General features: G+C 47.7%; 13 protein-coding genes. 9 read left to right on the top strand and 4 right to left on the bottom strand.

Going from position 1 to position 18,029, the window contains the following annotated elements:
* The first annotated feature begins 190 nt into the window (after positions 1–190).
* The 8 genes from DN748_RS17140 (at position 191) to DN748_RS17105 (ending at position 11,807) form a co-directional block, all read left to right on the top strand.
* Positions 191–3,346: a SusC/RagA family TonB-linked outer membrane protein gene (locus tag DN748_RS17140; RefSeq protein ID WP_112373062.1), complete on the top strand. Its 3,156-nt coding sequence runs from the start codon at positions 191–193 to the stop codon at positions 3,344–3,346.
* A 10-nt stretch (positions 3,347–3,356) separates the two neighbouring features.
* Positions 3,357–5,252, top strand: coding sequence for a RagB/SusD family nutrient uptake outer membrane protein (locus DN748_RS17135; protein WP_112373061.1), 1,896 nt, complete (start codon positions 3,357–3,359; stop codon positions 5,250–5,252).
* A complete protein-coding gene (locus DN748_RS17130) occupies positions 5,242–5,973 on the top strand; it encodes a DUF3823 domain-containing protein (protein WP_201741515.1) in 732 nt (243 codons plus the stop codon). The genes DN748_RS17135 and DN748_RS17130 overlap by 11 nt, the downstream gene beginning before the upstream one ends.
* 85 nt (positions 5,974–6,058) lie before the next feature.
* Positions 6,059–6,883, top strand: coding sequence for an endonuclease/exonuclease/phosphatase family protein (locus tag DN748_RS17125; protein ID WP_161554597.1), 825 nt, complete (start codon positions 6,059–6,061; stop codon positions 6,881–6,883).
* Positions 6,884–6,911: 28 nt separating this feature from the next.
* Entirely contained in the window at positions 6,912–8,270 is a 1,359-nt protein-coding gene (locus tag DN748_RS17120) for an IPT/TIG domain-containing protein (protein WP_112373059.1), read from the top strand.
* A 19-nt stretch (positions 8,271–8,289) separates the two neighbouring features.
* Positions 8,290–9,615, top strand: coding sequence for a sugar porter family MFS transporter (locus tag DN748_RS17115; protein WP_112373058.1), 1,326 nt, complete (start codon positions 8,290–8,292; stop codon positions 9,613–9,615).
* 31 nt (positions 9,616–9,646) lie between these two features.
* Entirely contained in the window at positions 9,647–10,798 is a 1,152-nt protein-coding gene (locus tag DN748_RS17110) for a glycoside hydrolase family 130 protein (RefSeq protein WP_112373080.1), read from the top strand.
* Between the two features lie 94 nt (positions 10,799–10,892).
* Positions 10,893–11,807 carry an endonuclease/exonuclease/phosphatase family protein gene (locus DN748_RS17105; protein WP_112373057.1) on the top strand — a complete coding sequence of 305 codons (915 nt, stop codon included), beginning with the start codon at positions 10,893–10,895 and terminating at the stop codon, positions 11,805–11,807.
* A gap of 134 nt (positions 11,808–11,941) precedes the next feature.
* Here DN748_RS17105 and DN748_RS17100 read toward each other — a convergent pair whose 3' ends face one another.
* Both DN748_RS17100 and DN748_RS17095 read right to left on the bottom strand, forming a co-directional pair.
* Complete coding sequence (locus tag DN748_RS17100) at positions 11,942–12,235, bottom strand: hypothetical protein (RefSeq protein ID WP_112373056.1); 294 nt, start codon at positions 12,233–12,235, stop codon at positions 11,942–11,944.
* A gap of 213 nt (positions 12,236–12,448) precedes the next feature.
* Positions 12,449–12,805: a DUF1508 domain-containing protein gene (locus DN748_RS17095; protein ID WP_112373055.1), complete on the bottom strand. Its 357-nt coding sequence runs from the start codon at positions 12,803–12,805 to the stop codon at positions 12,449–12,451.
* 306 nt (positions 12,806–13,111) lie between these two features.
* Here DN748_RS17095 and DN748_RS17090 point away from each other — a divergent pair, with 306 nt between their 5' ends.
* A complete protein-coding gene (locus DN748_RS17090; protein WP_112373054.1) occupies positions 13,112–15,421 on the top strand; it encodes a GH92 family glycosyl hydrolase in 2,310 nt (769 codons plus the stop codon).
* 88 nt (positions 15,422–15,509) lie between these two features.
* Here the strand turns inward: DN748_RS17090 and DN748_RS17085 are convergent, their stop codons facing one another.
* Positions 15,510–16,484: a helix-turn-helix transcriptional regulator gene (locus tag DN748_RS17085; RefSeq protein WP_112373053.1), complete on the bottom strand. Its 975-nt coding sequence runs from the start codon at positions 16,482–16,484 to the stop codon at positions 15,510–15,512.
* A 257-nt stretch (positions 16,485–16,741) separates the two neighbouring features.
* Positions 16,742–17,809 (bottom strand): DUF3810 domain-containing protein, encoded by a 1,068-nt coding sequence (locus tag DN748_RS17080; protein WP_112373052.1) that lies wholly within the window; start codon positions 17,807–17,809, stop codon positions 16,742–16,744.
* Positions 17,810–18,029 lie beyond the last annotated feature (220 nt).

Here is an 18,029-nt window from a genome sequence, read left to right as displayed (position 1 = left end):
GTTAAGAACTTTTTAACAACTACAAATCAATCTAACCTGAGCAAAATGAAAACTGAAAATTTATTCTTTCCATTCCTCGACTGTTTGTCTTCGATAAACTGTTCCGGGATTATATAATACCGGTATCATCCGGGGATTCATGTAAACACCGGATTTGTCAGAAATACTTAATGACTAATTAAAATCATCAATGAGAACTACAAAAGACAGTGAATGCATGCGTTTGGGGTGCATTCTGAACACACCTTATGTCAGACCGGGGCTTTTGCTTGGGCTTGTATTGATTGCGTTTTCTGTGCATTTACGGGCGCAGCAGGACGCTACACCTTCACAGCTTCTTGCTGTTTCGGGAATCGTAACAGACTCTGTAGGGGTACCTCTGCCGGGGGTGACCGTAATGTTGAAGGAAAGTCCTGAAAAGGGAACGGTAACCGATATGGACGGGCATTATTCCATAAGTGATGTAAATGCCCGAAGTACGCTGGTTTTTTCTTATATAGGATTCGAAACCCGCGAGTATGCTGTAAATAGCCGTGAAGCCATCGATATTGTAATGCAGGAGAGCGTTACGGCGCTCAACGAGATCGTGGTAGTGGGATACGGTGTACAGAAAAAAGCTTCGGTGACAGGGTCGGTGGCCTCTATCAGGTCGGAAGAACTCAAGCGGGTAAAAGTACCCAATGTAACCAATATGCTGGCCGGGAGATTACCTGGTTTACGGGCTGTACAGCGCAGCGGGGCGCCCGGAGATGACGGGGCTTCTATCGATATCAGGGGATACGGTGGCATGCTGGTCATTGTCGATGGGGTACAGCGCGATTTTTCTCAACTTGACCCTAATGATATCGAGTCGATCTCCATTCTTAAGGATGCATCGGCAGCCGTTTACGGGTTTAAGGGCTCTAACGGAGTCTTGCTGGTTACCACTAAAAAAGGGAATCCTGGAAAACCCAGGATTGAATATAACGGTTATGCCGGTTTGCAGGAAGTAACCCGTTATCCGGGAATGATGAACGCCTATGAATACGCTTCTCTTTATAATGAAGCTATATACAATACCAATCCGTGGACGGGCATTCCGGCTTACACCGTGGAACAGCTTGAATCTTACCGGAACGGGCATACGGGTACACGGTGGTGGGATGCCATGACCAGAGATTATGCCCCCCAGACTGCTCATAATCTCAGTGTAACCGGAGGGACAGAAAAAGTGAAATATTTTACTTCTGCCGGATTTTTGGACCAGGAAGGAATCCTTAAGTCGGAAGACTGGAATTACAGGCGGTATAATGTGCGTTCCAACATAGATATGGAAGTAGCCAAAGGACTTACCGTTTCACTAAAACTGAGCGGGCAATTCGATAAGCGCGAACGTCCCTATGACGCGGATAATCTTTTCCGCCAGGCCCAGATGGCTGTTCCTACCTACAGTGTATATGCCAACGGTAACCCGAACTACTGGCAGGCTGTGGGAGACATGGCTAACCCCGTGCATACATCTTATAGCTCCAATTCCGGGTATGAGAACAGGATGAGGAGAGAATTTAACGGTTCCCTGGCCCTCGATTGGAATATTCCCTGGGTGGAAGGGTTTAAAGCCAGGGCCATGATGGCTTATGACTACCGCAACAAGGAATGGAAAACCTGGCAGAAAGAGCTTTCGGAATACACATATGATGCAGCAGCAGATATCTATGAAGAAAAAATACTTCGTGCCAGGGCCCGTCTGGAATCTAAATTTGAAAATTATTATAAGCCTACCTACCAGTTTTCCCTGAATTACAACAGGAATTTTGAGGAGATTCACGATGTGGGAGCCATGGTACTCTGGGAGATGTACGATGATAGGTTGACATGGCTTTCGGGGGCCAAAGATTTTACTATGGGATTGATTGATGATCTGGATTACGGTGATACCGAAAACCAGGCTACCGGAGGGCGTTCAGTAGAAACCGCCCACGCCGGATTAGTGGGAAAATTTAATTATGCCTTTAATAACCGTTACCTGCTCGAACTCAGTTTCCGGTATGACGGGTCGTACAAATTCATGACAGAAAAACGCTGGGGGTTTTTCCCTGGGATTTCTGCCGGATGGAGGCTTTCTGAAGAGTCGTTTTTCCGGGAACTCATGCCTGATATGGATAACCTGAAGATCAGGGGATCTTATGCAAAAGTAGGAGATGAAGGAGATTTCGATGCTTACCAGTACCTAAGCGGTTATGAGTATTCCGGGTCGTATGTGCTGGGGAGCAACGGGCTGTCTACAGGATTGCGCAACAGTGGTATGCCCAATACATGGCTTACCTGGTATGAATCGGAGATTGTGAATTTCGGCTTTGAATTCTCGTACAAGAGAGGCTTGGTCAGCGCTGAATTTGATTGGTTCAGGAGGCATCGAACGGGACTTCCGGCTTCCAGACAGGGGTCGTTACCTACTACTTTCGGAGAATCATTCCCCCAGGAAAATCTGAATTCCGACATCAATACCGGCTTTGAGTTCAGGCTGGGCCATAAAAATGAAATAGGTGCGCTTAAATATAATGTTTCTGCAAATTTCTCCGTGACTCGTATTAAAAATGACTACATCGAGAGAGCATTGCCCACCAATAGTTTTGATAACTGGCGCAATAATACCAATGACAGGTATAAAGACATCCGCTGGGGGAAACAGGTTATAGGACAATTCGGTTCTTACGAAGAAATTCTCAATGCGCCTATTCAGGATAATAACGGAAATAAATCGCTCCTTCCCGGCGACCTCCGGTTTGCCGATATCAACGGGGATGGGGTCATTGACGGGAAAGACGATACGGTAATCGGTCATGGCAGTACACCCCGGATGTACTATGGTTTAAACCTGGGAGCAACCTATAAGGGATTCGACATGAACATGTTCTTCCAGGGAGCAGCCGGGCATGATATGTATATCAACGGGGATATCCTGGATCCTTTCATACAACAGGGGCTGGGTAACGGATTGGCATTGATGACTGATCGCTGGCATCGGGCTGATCCGTCAGATCCCTATAGTGAGTGGATCCCCGGACAGATGCCTGCTGCCCGGGTTACGGGGCTGGAAGCCAATCGATCGGGAAATACCTGGTCGTTGCACAAGGCAGATTATCTGCGCCTGAAATCCATAGAAATAGGATACACCCTTCCGGGAGACCTGGTAAAATCGTTCGGACTGCAGGGCCTACGATTCTATTTCAACGGAAATAATGTACTCACCTTTACCAAAAGAGAGGGCCTTATGCAATATATAGACCCGGAAAACAGCAGCAGTATGGTGAGGTACTATCCGCAGCTTAGAACATTCAACTTGGGAGTAAATATAACGATGTAAATACTGGAATATGAAATTTCGATCTTACATAAAACCGTTTTTCTGTATGCTGATACTGTCGTTGAGCAGTGCCTGTGACAACTATCTTGATCGCGAAGACACCAGCGGTATTATAACACCGGATAAAATATGGGATAATCCCGTGGCCATAGAAGCCGTGCTGGTAAACCTTTACGACGGACTTAAACTGGATGATTTCGATACGTGGTTCAGCAGTCGTTGGAGGCTCATAAACGCTACCAGTCTCTCCGATGAGGCCCAGGGGTCGTACCAGAAAGACTGGCTGTTCAGTAACGCAGCCGAGGTGTGGACTTATAGTGAATATGTGTTTGAAGACAAGTTTTCCGACCGTTACGTACACATACGCCGCAATAATGACTTCCTCTACCAGCTGGAACAGGCCGTAGTGCTTACGGAAGAGGAAAAAAATGTATTGTCTGCAGAAGTACGCTTCCTGAGAGCCCTTCAATACTTTTCCCTGGCCAAACGCTACGGGGGGGTGCCACTGATTACCGAACCACAGGAGTTTACGGGGGATACGGAGGCTTTGCAGGTCCCGAGGAACACAGAAGCGGAGACCTATGACTTTATCATTGACGAATGCCGGGAAATTGCAGAAATACTGCCTTCTGTACGGGGTGCAGAGGGAGAATACAGGGCTACCCGGGGCGCTGCCCTGGCCCTGATGTCGAGAGCCGCTCTTTATGCCGGTACCATAGCCAGGTATTCTCCCGGTGCTGGCCTGTCGGGCGAAGCGGTATCCAGGGGCCTGGTATGTATTCCGCAATCTGAGGCAGAGCGGTTTTTTACTACGTGTTATGAGGCTTCCACAACATTGATCACGGATGGTGTTTATAAACTGTACGACAGCAACCCGGATAAGGTAGAGAACTTTTACGAGTTGTTTTCCAATAAGCTGAACGGTAATAACGGAGAGTATATTTTTCAGAAACAATACAATGTTGCCGGAGGAAAGGGACATGCCTGGGATAAACTGAATGCCCCCTTCTCATACCGCGGTGATGGCTGGGGATGCGGGATGGCCCCGACACTGGAGCTGGTGGAAGCCTTTGAATATACCGATGACAGTGACGGAACACTCCGGATCAGAGATAATCATGGTATTCCCATAAGTTATGACAGTCCGTACGATATTTTTGAAAATAAGGACCCCCGGCTTTTCGGGTCGGTATACCTTCCCGGATCTCCCCTGAAAGGCAGTACTGTACAATGGATTCGGGGCATTATTGACGGACAGAATGGCTCCGGGCAGAAATACCAGGCGCAGAACCAGCCGGACAAGGACAATACGGTAATTATAGACGGGGAAAACTATAATGCTTCCGGAAAAGACGGGGGGGCAGATGTGGGAGATGCTTCGAAAACCGGGTTCTACCAGAGAAAATTCTTTGATGAAACCCTGGATGACATGACCAATATAGATGCGAACCGTTCACAGACACCCTGGGTAGTTTTCCGGCTGGGAGAGATTTATCTGAACCTGGCGGAGGCATGTATGGAACTCGGAGGAAAGGAAGGAGAGGCGCTCGAAGCTGTCAATGCCATCAGAAGGCGCGCGGGGATACAGGAACTGGGAAGCGTTTCGCTGGAACAGGTGCGGCATGAGCGCAGGGTGGAACTGGCTTTTGAAAAGCACCGTATCTGGGACATGATCCGTTGGAGAATAGCGCATCGGGATGTCTCGGAAGGCGGATTGTCTAATTTCAGGGGAACTGCACTTTATCCCTGGTATAATCTGCAAAGTGGGAAGTACACTTTTGAGATCGGTACCGAACCGCCAAAACAGAAAAGATTGTTTCTGGAACGAAGCTATTACACCAGGCTTAACCCCAGTGATCTGAGTACTAATTCTAAACTCATTCAAAATCCCGGATATGGTAACTAAAAGATATTTTAAACAGGTACGACGGTTTTTGTTCATGACTGTACTTTTATGTCTGGTAGTTTCCTGCGAAAACCAGCTGGACAACTATGACGCTCCCGACGGAGGTATTCACGGAACGGTGTACGACAAGCAGACGGAAGAGCCTATTCCACTGCCGGTAGAAGGAAACAGCGGTGCAATGGTTAGTCTTTACGAAAAGAATGTAAACGCTACCGAGTCTGTGGATTTCAGGGCCCGGCAGGACGGAACTTTTGTAAACGGCAGGGTCTTTAACGGGGACTACAGGGTAGTGGTGGCCGGTCCTTTCGTGGGAGTATGCGAAGGAGATGTTCGTGTAAGCGGCCAGACGGAGGTAGCCCTGTATGCCATTCCGCTATCCAGGATCACTACAGAAGCCCTTATTGCGGAAAGTAATAAACTGACAGTGGCCTATAAGGTAGATAAGGCCGATGAATCTCTTGATCTTTCAGAAATACAATTACTTTGGAATATAACCCGGGGTGTGGATATCAATACTTCCAACTATGCGGGAAAAAGATCGATGGGAGATGAGGAAGAAGGAAGCTATGTATTTGACCTGGAAAGCGATAAGGCCTTTATAGAGAACCATTATAAAATACGGAACAACGGAGGAAAACTCTATGTAAGGGTGGCAGCTACCGTAAACGGAATAGTGAACTACAGCAAGGTGATGGAAATTACCCTGAACATAGATGGGTAGGCGAACGGAAAAAATAACCAGAGAGAAAAAGCTTCAGGCTTCCGGTTTTCTTCCGGGGCGTGGGGTATATCGTAAAAACAAACCAATGAAATCAACAATGTATTATCTTTTCATATCCCTGATCATGACTGTCCTTACCGGATGTAAGTCAGATGATGACCAAACCGTACAGAACCCTGAAGTGGTTTCGGAAGGTGTAATGATAAAGGCCATGTCCTATAATATTTATAGTGGACAATTAAAAGGGATTCCTGCTATAGCAGAAGTTATCAATAAGGCAGATCCGGATATCGTAGGATTGCAGGAAGTGGAATCCGTGTCGGGGAAGGTACCTTTTGACGTAGTAGATCGTTTTCTCGAACTCACGGATATGGAATATGCATATTATGCCAGAACCCATGACCTGAACCCGGGAGAATACGGAAATCTCATACTGTCTAAATATCCCGTGAAAAAGGGAGTTACCCACCAGCTCGGTGTATTGGTGGAAGAAGGTTCCTATCCACGGGTTATCGGGATAGTGGAAGTGGAAAAGGAAGGGAAAACCTTTTATTTTGCAGATACTCATCTCGATCACCTGTCTGATGATACCAACCGCAATCACCAGGTAGGGAAAATACTGGAGTACACTTCCGGGCTGGATGCTCCGATGATCATGGCTGGTGATTTTAATGCCTTGCAGGGGAGTGACCCCCTCAATTCCCTGTTACAGACGTTCACACTCGGATGTATAGAGGGAAACTGCGGGCTTACCACGGGAACACCCCAACCTTCAAAAGCCATAGATTACCTGATGTATGCACCGGAAGGCAGGATAACACCTGTAGAATACGGAGTGTTTTATGACGCTTTTTCAGAATCCGATCACTTTCCGGTGGTGGCCACGTTTGTAATGCACGATAGTCAATGAACAGATATAGGACTTAAAATACAATATTATGAATACACTTCAAGAACAAATAGTACGGTATGTTACCCTGGTAGTGTGCTGTCTTGTGATATTTTCATGTTCAGATGACGAGCATGTCGATGTGACACCGGAGATTACGGAGGGGATTCCTTCCATTACTTATTACACTCCGACAGAAGGAGGAAAATCGACGGTGCTGTCGTTGTACGGAAGCCATTTCGGAACGGATATCAGCCGGATCAGGGTTACTGTTAACGGGGTTTTGGCAGAAGTGACCAATACTACCGGGAATCTTATAACTGCCAGAATAGCCGAAGGATCGGGGTCAGGAGAGGTGAAGGTGATCGTGGGAGAGGGAGAAGAGGCTGTTGAGTTTACCTATGGTAACGGTTTTAACTATAAGACCAGGATGATGGTGGCCACCTATCTCGGGGTGCCGGGTGATGAAGCCGTGGGAGGTAAGGAGGACGGTTCTTTTGAGGAAGCCTCGTTCACCAAACCCAGGTATCTTTTGTGGAACAGGAATGGGGGGCTGTATATTATTGAGGAAGGAAACAGTTCTGCCACCGGGTATTCAAGCATCCGTTACGCTTCCGGTAACCAGGTATCTACCTTGCTGAAAGGTTCGCAGTCTTCCCTGGTACAGCGTATCCGTGCGGTGGCACTTTCCGGCACTGAAGACAGTCTGTTTATTGCCAATGACACCAATGCAGGTGGCTCTATGGGAGTCGGTATCATGACCGGTAGTGGCGGAGCAGATTTTTCCGGACTTACCTCCCTTTGGGATCAGAGTGGGATTACCTCGGTAGTGAGCCATCCCGTAACGGGAGAAATATTTGTCGGATATCATTCCGATGCGTGGATATACCGTTATGAAAACGGCAGTTTTAATCCCGTAGTCCGTCTTCCCGCTGATACGGAAGGTACCTTTTCGGATAAGGGAAATATAAACAGTATCGTGTTTGATACATCGGGAACCGGGGTATATATAGTATCCAAAGCAAAAAATGTCATCTATAAGGGAAATTACGATATGTTATCCGGAACGTTTTCAGGGATATCTATACTGGCCGGTACCTATGAGCAAGCAGGATATGCCGATGGTATGGGAACTGCTGCCAGCTTTGACGAACCTTCTCAGGCTGATCTGGATCGGGAAGGGAACCTGTATGTGGCCGACAGGAAAAATCACTGTATCCGGAAAATCACACCTGATGGCGTGGTGACAACCTATGCCGGAAAGGGAGGTGGATTATCCGGACTTGTTGACGGCCCTATAGAAACAGCAGAGTTCAACCATCCTGAAGGGCTGCAGTTTGGTCTGGACGGGGCACTGTACGTAGCGGATTACTGGAACCATCGCATTCGTAAGATTTACGAGCAATAGAAAAGGAAATTGAGGTATTATGAAGATCAGATTATTTTATTATGCCCTTGTGGTTGCTCTGGCAGGCTTTTTATTCGGGTTCGACACTGTAGTGATTTCCGGAGCGAATATGCCAATCAAGGCATTGTGGCCCATGTCGGACTGGTTCCACGGTACTTTTATCATGTCTATGGCACTGTGGGGGACTGTTGCCGGGGCCTTACTGGGCGGATATCCGACAGATATCCTGGGGCGTAAAAACACCCTTATTGTTATCGGGGTGCTTTATTTCGTATCGGCCTTAGGTTCTGCCATAGCCGCAGAGCCATATATTTTTTCATTCTACCGTTTTATCGGCGGATTGGGAGTAGGGGCATCCTCTATTGCTGCCCCGGCCTATATTTCGGAGATATCCCGTCCTGATAACCGGGGAAAGCTGGGAGTGCTATACCAATTCAATATTGTACTGGGTATTCTTATAGCATACCTGTCCAATTACTTCCTCAAGGGATTTGACGGTGCCAACGACTGGCGGTGGATGCTCGGTGTTGAGGCCATACCTGCCTTGTGTTATACGGTACTTATGTTCGGGGTGCCCAGAAGCCCCAGGTGGCTGGCTATTCATAAGGGCAATGAAAAACAGGCCCTGAAAGCGCTGGAGAAGACATGTGGAAGAGAGGAAGCGGTCAGAATGTTGGGTGTCATGCATGATGATCATGTCAGAAATACCGGAACTACGGAGACGATCTTTGCAAAAAAATACCGTTTTCCCCTGGTCCTGGCATTTCTTATTGCCGTGTTTAACCAGTTCTCAGGAATTAATTTTATACTGTACTATGCTCCTGAAATATTGCAAAAGGCCGGGTTCGGTTCGTCAGAGTCTCTGTTCAGTTCTGTATCCATAGGAGTGGTAAATCTGGTTTTTACTTTCCTGGGTATGTATTTAATAGATCGCATGGGTAGGAGGCAGCTTATGCTTTTCGGTTCTGCCGGTTATATTATCAGCCTGTTTTCGGTGGCTCTGTGTTTTTATACGGGGGCTTCAGCTATTTACAAGCTCGTTTTTATACTCTTGTTCATAGCATCTCATGCCGTAGGGCAGGGCAGCGTCATATGGGTATTTATCTCTGAAATTTTTCCCAGCAAAGTTCGGGCCTACGGACAGTCGTGGGGAAGTGCAACACATTGGGTATGTGCCTCGCTGGTCACACTTTTCGGAGCGGTATTGATCAACAAGTTTTCCCCGGAAGTGGTGTTTTCCGTGTTCGGGGGACTGATGGTATTGCAATTGTTGTTCGTAATACGCCTTATGCCCGAGACCAAAGGGAAAAGCCTGGAGGAGCTGGAAGAACAATTTATCAAATAATAATACATAATTTTTTAATTGAATGAATGCTATGAAACGCAACCGAATTTTATGGGCAGTCGCCTGTGTAGCTGTGATGACCTCATGTGGGAATAGGCCCGAAATTAAGGAAAAAAAGCCCGGTTATCTCGTTCCTTTTACCAAAAAACTGACAGAAAATCCCGTACTACTTCCTGAAAGTGGTACAGTGTTTTACTGTCCGGTGCGTCAGGATACGGTGTACTGGGAAGAAAAGGACGTATTCAATCCTGCCACTGTCGTCAGGAATGATTCCCTTTTCCTGCTGTATCGTGCTGAAGACAGTGTAGGGAAATATAAGGGTACATCACGTATAGGATTGGCATACAGTACCGATGGATATCATTTTGAAAAACGGGACACTCCGGTATTGTACCCTGATAACGACCGTTTTAAAAAATATGAATGGGAAGGCGGATGTGAAGACCCCAGGATAGTGGAAGATGAGACAGGTACATATTATATGACCTATACTGCTTATGACGGTGATAAAGCCAGGCTGTTTGTAGCTACATCAGAAGACCTGTTGAACTGGGAAAAGCACGGTTCTGTATTTGAAAAGGCCGGGGAGGAATATGTGGATATGTGGTCTAAATCGGGCTCTGTGGTCTGTAAGGAAAAAGATGGTAGAATGGTAGCCACTCGTATCGATGGCAAATATTGGATGTACTGGGGAGAATCGAATATTTACATGGCCACTTCCGATAACCTTATCAACTGGACGCCCATACTGGAAGAAGATGAAAGTAAACAGGAACTGGATACCATGAGAGGATATACAACTGCATTTAAAATACTGTTTTCTACCCGCAAGGGTAAGTTTGACAGTGCTCTTGTCGAACCCGGTCCCCCCGCCATATTGACAGAGAGCGGGATAGTATTTGTCTACAACAGCAAGAATGATGCTAAGACAGGAGATAGCTCCCTGGCAGAAGGGACATATGCAGCCGGACAGGTGATCACGGATAGTAATGATCCTTCTAAATTACTTTACCGTACCGACAACTGGTTTATGACCCCGGATCAATCGTATGAAGTTACAGGTCAGGTTAATAATGTTTGTTTCCTGGAGGGATTGGCCCGTTTTAAGGGAAAATGGTTAATGTATTACGGAACCGCCGATTCGAAAATTGCCGTGGCAGAGTCGGATAAAGTGCTGAAGTAATATATCTTTGTGATATATCTAAAAAACCTTGTATGTCCTTTTGTAGTGTTCCGGAAATAGCATTATAATCAGGCTTCATGTTAAAACAAACATCATGATACGATTAAAAAATATTACCGTGTTAATAGTGTTGTTACTGGCGGGGGCCGTAGTGTCTGCCCAGGAACTCCGTGTAGGGAGCTACAACCTGCGAAACGACAATCCTGGTGATTCCCTGGACAACTGGAAATACCGCGAAAAAACAGTGGCCGGACTGATCCGGTTTCACGATTTTGAAATATTCGGTACCCAGGAAGGGCTCAAACACCAGCTGGAACAACTCAAATCCGACCTTCCCGGGTATGAGTATACCGGGGTGGGACGCGATGACGGAAAGGATGCCGGGGAACATTCGGCCATTTTTTACAAAACGGATAAATTCGAACTGCTGGACAAGGGCGATTTCTGGCTGTCTGAAGATACGGGCAAACCCAATAAGGGCTGGGATGCGGTATTGCCGCGTATCTGCTCCTGGGGCCATTTTAAGGTAAAGGATACCGGTTTTGAATTTTATTTCTTTAACATCCACTTCGACCATGTGGGCAAGATAGCCCGGAAGGAAAGTTCAAAACTTATCCTGGACAAGATCAGGGAATTCGGCGATGATATTCCCGCCATCCTTACGGGCGATTTCAATGTAGACCAGGACAGTCCCAGCTATAAGGTACTGCACGATTCCGATAAACTTTCCGACACTTATGAACTGGCGGCATTGCGCTACGGGTCTTCGGGCACTTATAACGGCTTTAAGCACGACAGCCGCTCCGACAGCCGTATAGACCATATCTTTGTTACCGGGGATTTCAAGGTGGAGAAACACGGGGTGCTGACCGATTCCTATAAGACGGATAAAAAGGAACTGGACAAACTGGCCAATACCGGTAACTATCCGAAGGAAATAGCCCTCTACGCCACCGAAACCAGGCTGCCGTCTGACCATTACCCGGTGTTGGTGGTACTTGGTTATTAGAATGTGTTAATGTGTTAATGAGATAATGGGATAATGAGATAATGGGATAATTAGGGGGTAAAATCTAAAAACCCCCGCAGGAAAATATTTCTGCGGGGGTTTTTAAAAATATATAATGGATGGGCTATGCCCTGTTATTTTTGAATCCATTCACCGTTTTCATTGGCATAGAGTACCCCGGTTTGTTCTCCCATGGTAATCTCCAGCTTGTATTCCTTGGCCTCATTAGTATAGGCCTTGTCTATGGTTGCACCTGCAAAATCCCTTTCGAGAGCCTCGGTAACAGCCTCAGGAACTTCGTCTACTGTAATTTCAGTGAACTCTTCCTGGTTGATCACAACAACTGCATCATTGCTTTCTACTGTAGTAACCGCATGTGCAGCAAATCCTCCTAAAATCAGGGCCGAAGCCAACAATATCTTTTTCATGACTAATAATGTTTTAATGTTTAACTTTTGTTTCTGTCTTATATACAGAAAACTTTATGCCATGAACCATGTTTTTTTTTAAACTGCTGTAATACAGTGTTTTAATATATTTCACAAACCGATTAACTGTGTAATTTATCAGGTAAACGGTATTTTATGTGTAAGAATTATACAAAAAATGTCTGACGGGACTTCCTTCTGAATGATATTTGATTACCGACTGCTACCGGCAAAAACATCCTCGTTCCCGGAAAAATCCAGGATCTCTGCTTCGGCAATCTGTTCCGTTACGTTCTCGATGGCCTTGGACAGCCTGAGCAGGGTGGTGAATTTGCGGCTTGTGGCCAATACCAGGCCGCCCCTGGACAGGCGGAAAAAATACCGCCCCGAAGGAGTGTGCTTGCGGGTTACGGTAAACAGGCCGATATGTTCCTTCATCGCAGCAATGATGGCTTCGCAATCCGGTTTTTCCCTGCAGCTGATGCCGGTGAGCACCGGGTTTCCCTTTCTGAGGGTAAAAGTAAATCTGTAATTTCCGCTCTCCTGTTTACTGATGACGAACAGTGCCATAAAGAATTCCGTTTATTGTTTCAGCTTAAAGACTAAGTTGCCGGGTATTACCTGTGGTCCGGGTCGCCCCGTAATCCATTGGCAGATTTCCCGAAAGGGCGCAAACATAACACAAAATATATGGAATATAAACTTGGACTTTTAACAGACTTTGAGTATGGAACGGTGAATATCGGCAATAAGAACCCCGGGACTATGCAGGTAAAAATATATTTCTTATATTAGTGCCAAAACCTTTTAGCTATCATTTTTGACTACAATCAAATCAATTTATACAAGCTCTGAGATATTCAATAAGAAAACACCATGATCAGAAAAACAGCGACCTTGTTTTGTGTATTCCTTTCGGCAGTGCTGGGAGCACAGCAACCGGCCCCGGAAACCCCGGCATTTACCGAAACCCCTGTAGATTATGTAAATCCCCTTATGGGAACCGATTCCGACTTCGACCTGTCTACCGGTAATGTATACCCGGCCATAGCCCTGCCCTGGGGTATGAATTTCTGGACTCCCCAGACCGGGGAGATGGGAAGCGGGTGGACCTATACCTATAATGCCCGTAAAATAAGGGGTTTCAAACAGACCCATCAACCTTCGCCCTGGATGAACGATTACGGGCAGTTTTCCATCATGCCCGTGTCCGACAGCCTGCGGTTTACCGAAGAAGAGCGGGCAAGCTGGTTCTCGCATAAGGCCGAGGTCTCAACACCTTACTATTACAAGGTATTCCTTGCCGACCACAATATTACTACGGAAATAACGCCCACGGAGCGGGCGGCGTGTTTCCGCATTCATTACAGGAATACCGATGCGGCTTACCTCGTACTGGATGCCTTCGACAAGGGGTCTTATGTAAAGGTGATCCCGGAGGAGCGCAGGATTATCGGGTATACTACAAAGAACAGCGGGGGCGTACCGGAAAATTTCAGGAATTATTTTGTCCTTGAATTTGATCGCGATATCGCATCGGCACAGACTTTTGACGGAGACAGCCTACAGTCCGGGCTTTCGTTTGAGGGCAACCACGCCGGGGCGGTGGTCAGGTTCAGGACCTCAGGAAAGAGCAATGTGGTAGCCTTAAAGGTCGCTTCTTCCTTTATCAGTGCCGAACAGGCGGAAAGAAACCTGGAAGAGGTAAAAGACCTTTCGTTCGACCAGGTGGCGGACAAGGGGAAGGAGGAATGGAACAGGGTCCTCGGAAAAATACAGGTTTCCGGCGGTTCGGAAGACCAGGTGAAAACCTTCTATTCATGCCTGTACCGCAGCCTGCTGTTCCCGAGGAAGTTTTACGAATACGACGGGAACGGAGATCCCATCCATTATAGCCCGTATAACGGAAAAGTGCTTCCGGGATATATGTTTACCGATACCGGGTTCTGGGATACCTTCCGCGCCCTGTTTCCCATGATGAACCTCGTCTATGCCGACATGGCTGCGAAAATGCAGCAAGGGCTGGTCAATGCCTATAAGGAATCGGGATGGTTGCCGGAATGGGCCAGCCCGGGATTGCGGAATATCATGATCGGGAACAATTCGGCTTCCGTAGTGGCCGATGGTTATTACAAGCTGCACGAGGATCATACCTATGATATCAATACCCTGTTCGAGGCGCTGGAAAACGGTGCCCATAACGAGGGGCCCCTGGATGCCGTGGGCAGGAAAGGTGCCCCGTATTACAACGACCTGGGATATCTGCCTTACGATTCGGGTATTAACCAGAACGTGTCGCGTACCCTCGAATACGCCTATAATGATTTTACGATCTACCGGCTGGCCAGGGCCCTGAACAAGCCGGACAGCATTGTGGAACACTACAGGCAAAGAAGCCTGAACTACAGGAACCTCTTCGATCCTGAAACCGGCTTTATGCGGCCCAGGGCCAAAGACGGCCGTTTTCGCAGGGAATTTAACCCCATCGACTGGAGCCGCGATTTTACCGAGGGGAACAGTATGCACTACTCCTGGTCCGTCTTTCACGATATACAGGGGTATATAGACCTTCTCGGGGGAGAAGAAGCCTTTGCCAGGCAGCTGGACACCGTATTCCATTCGCCCTCAACCATTCTTCCCCGGAAGAGCGGAAGGCCTATTATTCACGAAATGCGGGAAATGCAGGTTGCCGATATGGGGCAGTATGCCCACGGCAACCAGCCGGCACAACACATGATCTACCTGTACAATTACGTAGGACAGCCCTGGAAAACCCAGTACTGGATAAGGGAAACACTCAACCGCATGTATACGCCCGCACCGGACGGGTATTGCGGTGACGAGGATAACGGGCAGACCTCGGCCTGGTATGTGTTCTCCGCACTCGGCTTTTACCCCGTATGCCCCGGCGTAGACGAATATGTACTGGGAGCACCGCTGTTCCGGAATGCCTGGATACACCTCGATAACGGAAAGACCATAACGATCACAGCTCCGGAAAACAGTGACGAAAACCGCTATATATCCGGCTTGAAGGTAAACGGCAGAAAACACACTGCAAACTACCTGGATTTCGGATTGCTGAAAAAAGGGGCACGGCTGGATTTTGAAATGTCTCCCGACCCGGATACCCGGAGGGGAACCCGGAAAAAGGATTATCCTTATTCCCTGTCTAACCGGGAATAGTGGCTTTGAAGGTTGAAGTCGGAAGTTGCTGTGGTGGGGATAATCAGACCTTCAACGCGGTGGCTTTGGTATATTCCGGGCTTCGGGGTCAGGGCCTTAGTTGTCCCGGGGAATATCCGTATACATTTTTAAAGGCGATACTGAAATTGGAGGCGTTCTGGTAACCGACTTTCAGGCTTACTTCCTGTATGGTCAGGGAAGTGCCCAGCAGGTATTTCCTGGCCTGGTGCATCCGTATCTCCTGCAGGTACCCGAAAAGGGTTTTGCCGAAAACCTGTTTAAAGAGATGCTTCAGTTTGGTCTGGTTCATGCCGACGGTCCTGGAAAGGGCTATAATGGTGAGGGGACATTCGAGGTTTTCCCGGATCAGGAAAGCGGCGTGGTGTATGCGTTCCAGGTCACTTGCATGCAATTTCACCCCCGTTTTTTTACTTTCGGCACTTTCGTAGAGCAGTGCAAGCAGTTCGTAAACCTTGGCCTCCAGGAATATTTTTCGCGTAAGCCCGTCAAACGTACAGTTTTTAATGTCCTGAACCGCATTGTAGATACCGGGATTTATCCCTATGGGATTTTCCGAGAGTTTACTGCTATGTCCGCGAAATATATCCCGGATAAAACCATCCAGTTTTGGTGAGATGCCTGCGTATTTTTCAAGAAAAGACAACGGAAGATGAATATCAAAAGTCTGATAGGCGGTATTGCGGTTAAAGAAAATCTCGGCCTGGTTCTCATCGGCAGACAGGTAGGCTATATTTCCGGTCATGGCCGGTGCGGTATGTATTTTTTTTAATTTGTCCCGGTATGCAATACCGGTTCCGGAAAGATTCAGTTGTATCTCGAGCAGGGCTGTTGTTCCTTCCCCCGAAATAATCACGTCCTCCTCCATGTGATATGACCCCTGGAGTATGGAGACATACCTCACCGGCAACAGCTCCCGGTACCGGATATCCCCTTTCGGGGTCTGCAGCCGTATGCTGCTGGCATTCTTGTCCGTGGCTGTAAGGCCATCGGGGCCGGCAGCTATGAAATCGCTGAAGTCCGAACTGTGAATCCTGAATGCCATCGTGATGCTTTTGTTTAATCGTGAAATGAGGGACTTCCGGGTATTACCGATTTATAAGTCCCTGATTTACTACGGGTCAAATATAATTTATAATTGTAATAAATAAAAAAATAACATCGGAAATAGAGGTGCGGGACTATTTCTGCATTTGTTTTTGTGGTGGTTCAGCATGTATATAAATCCTTTTGCAGACGTGCATTACACGATCCTAAACCTGGTACCGCCTGCAAGAGATAATCGCGGAAGGAGGTGTGTTATTACAAGGCCTCTTTCCTGTGATAATTGACCAGCAGGGCCACCACATAGCTGTAGGTCTTTATCCCGCCTGCCTGGTTGTTGGCTTCGAGATAGGCGTTGAAGGTGTTCTTGAAAATCGGTTCCAGCGGGTTTTCATATTTTTTCCAGAAAAGGGCGGCTTCCCGGTAGTTTTCGAGGACTCCCTTGTGCAGGGTGGCTACCAGGCGGGCATAGGTATCCCGGTCTCTGCGGTACGTTTCGTTAAGGCAGTAACGCAGCATATAGGCATAGCCCGAATACCGGAAATAAGGGTCCGGGTTGGCCGTAGCGGCCAGGTAACCGATAAAATTGGCCTCGTTCTCCGCCGAGTACCCGATCTGGTGGGCTTCTTCGTGGCAGGTGACCAGCGGATAGCGGTAATCGACCTGCATGCTGTTTACCTGGGCCTCGTTGGTAAACGGGTTCAGGTAGCCCCCGTACCCCATATAGCTGAGGGGCAGGGAAAAAAGAGAGCTTTTAATGCTTGCGGGGCTATAGGCCAGGTGCGGACTTCTCTCCGCCAGCCGGGCGTAGCCTTCTATTGACCTTTGATAGATCTCCCTGCGGGAATACGGGATGTTTACGGCAGAAGAATCGCTGGCAGCCAGTGTGGTATGCAGGGTATTGGTACGCTCTATAAGCTTTTCGGTAAAGGATACCAGCTCCTCCGTGGTGTATTCGGCACCGATCCCCAGGCTGCGGTGCAGGGGCAGGCGGTAATAATTGAGCCCCCAGGACAGGTAGAAAAAAAGGTATGCCAAAGACAGGGTTTGGAGTATTTCCCTGAAAAAAGGCCAGGGTTTTCGGGATACAGATCTTACTTTACGCCATATAAAACGGAGGATCATGATACCGGCAAGCGCATAGAAAATATCTCCTACGGAAAAGGGGACCCACCCGAAGGCATAGCGGTACCCGGAAGCTATAAAACGATAGATTCCGTTACTGTAATACGCTTCTACAACCTCCGGGAACCCGGCCAGGACCTTGACCAGTAATACCTGCGGCACAATGGAAAGCGCCAGCAGGTTCTTCGCTTTTTCCGACATGGGTCAAAATTAGGAAAATATACGGTATATACGGCAGTAAGGCCCCGGAAGTTGTTAGGTGCAGGTTGCAGGTTTCAATCCCGGGTGCAGTGGCTTTGTCATCCGACGATAGGAGAACCCCGAAGGGCTCAACGCAGTTAAATCTCCGGGCTCTCCGTTATGCTGTTGAAGTTCCTTTGGGCCGGGATGGAGATTCTTCCCTCCGCTGCGCTCCGCTCTG

The sequence above is a fragment of the Sinomicrobium soli genome (assembly GCF_003285545.1).
In the GTDB taxonomy this organism is placed as follows: domain Bacteria; phylum Bacteroidota; class Bacteroidia; order Flavobacteriales; family Flavobacteriaceae; genus Sinomicrobium.
The sequence above is the reverse complement of the archived record's forward strand: the minus strand, read 5'-3'. Positions and strand labels throughout refer to the sequence as shown.